We start from the raw sequence: 3826 nt of genomic DNA, 5'->3' as shown, positions 1-3826 counted from the left end.
CGCGGCCGGCGACCGCTTCGGCACGGCCATCGCCCAGCACGCGGTCGGCGCCTGGCGCGAAGGCGTCGGCGTGCGCGCCAGCGCCCGCTGGCCGGCATTTCTTGCGCAGATCCGCGAACAGGGCCGGCGCCGCAGCGCACGCCTGGCCAGCATCCCCGGCCTGAGCGTGATCGCCGATACCCCCGGCGCCCAGGGCAGCTGGCCGATCCTGATGGTGCTGCTGCCCGATGCCGCCGCACGCGAATCGGTGCTGGATGCGCTGTGGCCGCGCGGACTCGGGGTGGCGGTGCCGTTCGTGCATGCCCTGCCCGACTACGACTACCTGGACGGCATCGTCGAACGCACGCCGATGCCCAACGCCAGCGATTTCGCCGCGCGCTGCCTGAGCATCAGCAACAGCCCCTGGCTGGACGAGGCGCGCTTCGAGACCATCGTGGCCACGCTGCAGGCGGCCTGCGCCGTTTCCTGTCAGAAACTAGCGCCCGTGGATATTGTGCTTGCTGGTGTCTGCGGATAATCTACACGGCTAAGAGACGCGTAAAATTATTACAAAAAAACGCGCTGAAGTTAATGTAGAACCCTGAATTTAAAGAATTATCTGGAGAAAAAATGAAAAGGACTATTTGGCTAGCCGCCACTGTGGCATTCGCCAGCATTGTTGCAATATTTTTCTTTCAAAAGAAAGAAAACAATGAAAATTCGCTCAGTCAGGCACAGCTTACAAACTCCGCTGAATCCAGCGAAAAATCATTAAAGCCCGAAATTTCAGCGACTGGAAAAGAAGAAGAAAAAAGCGGGCCATCGAGACCTGCAAAAAAATCCATAAGGCACCCGTTCCCCGAAGTACCGCAAACGCGAAGAGGAATGAGCTTCGAGAACGATCCATTTTTTGCAGAAAGCAAAGCCGAACAGGCTTGGCTGGATCGCCACGGCTACCCCAATGAAAAACAATGGGAGGCCTATATGACAGCCCCGGAAGCTCTTTTGAAAGAAGCAGCAGACGCCGGAGACATGGCAGCGAAGGCAATATTGGATGCGCGCTTGTTGCCAACCGATCAACAGGCACAGCAACGCCTCATAGACGCAGGCGCAGAAGGAAATCTTTTTGCCCTAAATATGCTTGCCTCCTATCAAGGCGGAGCATCCAATGGAGATCCAGTTGCAGCCTATGCTTTGTCCCGCGTTTTAGAAATGCGAGGAGATACCCGCGCCGGAATCACCAGAGACGCAATGATTACAAAACCATTATCGACCCAGCAAAGGACATTAGGAGAGTCGGAAGCATTGCGAATAAATGACGCGATCAACAATATGTACAAGTCGAAATATGGAATAGATCCAAAATTAGACAAGCGCCCCATTGGCGCACAGTAAATCCACAAAAAAGGAATGAATTTTATGCAAAAGAAATATGGAATTGCACTACTATCTTTTAGTGGGATCATGGGTGTAGCACTAGCATGCTCCGAGCTCCCCATGCCCCCATTGCCACCGATTTCGGTAACTCTAGGCGACCTACCAAAGTTCAGCGACTACTCCAACCCGGCAAATGCCGCCTTTATGTCGAAACTCGATGCATCTGCATCAAAAGTTCTCGGCGAAGGCACATGGGTAAACAACTCCTACAAAGGCTATGTCGCCTACACATTCAAAATGCTGATGCACTCAGGGCGAAATATTGTCTATATTGAAAAGCCGTGTGGCAAAACCGCAAAGGAAGTGGCCAAGGAGCTGCAAGGTCAAGCTTCGAATAATAGTGGTGGTGGTGGTGGCGGCGGCAATGTAGGCAGTGGTAGCGGTGGCGGCATCCTAATTGGAGGCGGCTGCTATGGAAGCTGCGGGGGAAAAATGCCAGTTGTCGACGTAGGCCCCCCAGAGCAAACAAGTTAATCCACCCAGTGGTTTAGCGTGCAAAACGGCTTCATAGCCAAGCACATCGAATTGACATGTCGGGGCCGACGAATATGTCGCCCCGGCGTTTTGGCAACCCTCTTATACAGCAGTGCCTTTTGATAGGCGCTTCGAGCAGATTCGAACCACCTTGATCCAAAACAGCGCGCGCACCTCAATCAATCATTTAGATACGCTGACCACGTCCAGCGCCGCCAGCAGCCGCAGGTTCAACGCGTGCTGCTGCGCCTGCCACGCCGCCAGGTCCGCCGGCGACGGCTCGGGCTGCGCATCCAGCGCCGCCAGCTTGCGCTTCCACCATTGCGGGTAATGGGCCAGCGAGACTTCGCCGGTGATGTCGCTGCCGCACACCTGTCCGCGCAACGCCTCGATCGCCTGCAGCAACTGCGGCACGCGCAGTTGGCCCTGGTCCCAGTTGGTGCGCACGTCCTGCGGATCCAGCACGTCCTTGTCCAGCGACAGATAGGTCGGCATCGGCGTGCGCCGCAAGTGCTCGACGAAGGCGTCGCTCAGTTCGCTCACGCTGTCGAAGCCGCGCACCGCCTGGCCCAGGCCCAGCCGCCGCGCCCAGCCCACGTCCACGCCGCTGCACCAGTAGCGCAGCTTGCCGCGGTACAGCGGCAACAGGTGGTTTTCCCAGGCATGGCCGGGGCCGACGTCGCCGGAGGTGATGCCGGCCACCTCGACCTGCGCCACCTGCGGCAGCGCGGCGATGCGGCGCACCCACGAGCCGCAGTGCACGCCGAACGGGAAGCGCATGTTGTCCGGATGGTTGTCGAACACCACCACCCGCAACGGCGCCTGCGCGCGCTGCGCCAGGCGTACGATCAACGGCAGGCTCAGGTGATGGAAATCGCCGCTGCCCAGCAGCACGGTGCCGTACTGCGCCGGCAGCGCCTGCTCCAGCGCCGCGCCGAAGCGGCGCAGCCGCGCCATCGAGCAGGCGAAGCGCAGACCATCGCACCAGTCGCGCAACGGCAGGCGCACGGCATCGGGCACGGCGCCCAGCGAATCATCGAGATCGAGCAGGACCGGGGTGCGCATCTCAGTCCTCCTCGGCGGTATCGGCGGCCTGCCCGACGTCGTCGGATTCGAACAGCGGCCGCAGCCGCCGCAGCACGGCGCGCAGCAACGGATTGCGCAGGTACACCGCATGCCAGGTGTAGGTGAAGCTGGCGCCGAGCTGGGCCTTCACCTCCGGATCGGTCCAGCCGGCGACGTAGGCGGTGAGGCCATGGCGGCAGGCATAGTCGAGGTTCTCGATCCAGCTCAGCGCGTACAGGTTGTGGTCGCGCGCATCCGGGTAGTGCAGGCCGATGTACTTGTCGAGCAGCCGGCCCTCGTGCACGTAGCACAGGTTCCAGCCGATGATGCGGCCCTGGTGCCGATACACGAATACCTGCCCGCCCGAGTCGGCGTCGGTCAGCAGTGCGTCGAAGAACGGCTCGGTCAGCAGGTCGAAATGGATCTCGCTCTGCGCGTACACCTCCTGGTACAGCGCATAGCAGTGCGCGCGCAGCGCCGGGTCGGCGAAGGCCGGGCCGGTCGGCAGCACCTCGATCTCCAGATCGGCGCGCGAGCGCAGCTTGCGGCGGATGTTGCGCCGGCGCCCGCGCGAGAGCCGCGCCAGGTACTCGTCGGTGGAGGCGAAGTCGATCGGCACCCAGGCCAGCGCCTGCCCGCGCAGCAGCACGTAGCCGTTGCGCTCGCAGGCGTCCAGGAACGCCTGCGCCCAGGCGTTGTCGGCCTCATCCAGCAGCGGCGAGCGCTGCGGCACGTCCTTGACGATCATCAGCGCGCGGCGCCGGCCCAGTTGCGTACGCCACTGCCGCGGTAACTGCACCGGGTCGGCCGCGCGCGGCAGCCAGGCGTATTCGCTGACGGTGCTGCCGACGAAGCTGGTGCGCGGCCGCAG

Annotated in this window: 5 protein-coding genes; 3 read left to right on the top strand and 2 right to left on the bottom strand. The window is 61.3% G+C overall.

The window, feature by feature from the left end:
• The 3 genes from D588_RS0120600 to D588_RS26890 all read left to right on the top strand — a co-directional run.
• Nucleotides 1-517: DegT/DnrJ/EryC1/StrS family aminotransferase (locus D588_RS0120600; protein ID WP_017917345.1), on the top strand; the 517-nt coding region annotated here is incomplete at its 5' end.
• Nucleotides 518-609: 92 nt separating this feature from the next.
• The gene (locus D588_RS26895; RefSeq protein ID WP_223875498.1) at nucleotides 610-1374 is read left to right on the top strand and encodes a hypothetical protein; all 765 of its coding nucleotides are present in this window, start codon (nucleotides 610-612) and stop codon (nucleotides 1372-1374) included.
• 15 nt (nucleotides 1375-1389) lie between these two features.
• The gene (locus tag D588_RS26890) at nucleotides 1390-1890 is read left to right on the top strand and encodes a hypothetical protein (RefSeq protein ID WP_081613617.1); all 501 of its coding nucleotides are present in this window, start codon (nucleotides 1390-1392) and stop codon (nucleotides 1888-1890) included.
• Between the two features lie 183 nt (nucleotides 1891-2073).
• On the opposite strand, the gene D588_RS0120595 is transcribed toward D588_RS26890, so the two are convergent.
• Nucleotides 2074-2955: an arginase family protein gene (locus D588_RS0120595; protein ID WP_017917344.1), complete on the bottom strand. Its 882-nt coding sequence runs from the start codon at nucleotides 2953-2955 to the stop codon at nucleotides 2074-2076.
• Between the two features lies 1 nt (nucleotide 2956).
• Nucleotides 2957-3826: GNAT family N-acetyltransferase (locus D588_RS25765; RefSeq protein ID WP_017917343.1), on the bottom strand; the 870-nt coding region annotated here is incomplete at its 5' end.

Source organism: Xanthomonas sp. SHU 308 (genome assembly GCF_000364645.1).
Classification (GTDB): domain Bacteria; phylum Pseudomonadota; class Gammaproteobacteria; order Xanthomonadales; family Xanthomonadaceae; genus Xanthomonas_A; species Xanthomonas_A sontii.
The sequence above is the reverse complement of the archived record's forward strand: the minus strand, read 5'-3'. Positions and strand labels throughout refer to the sequence as shown.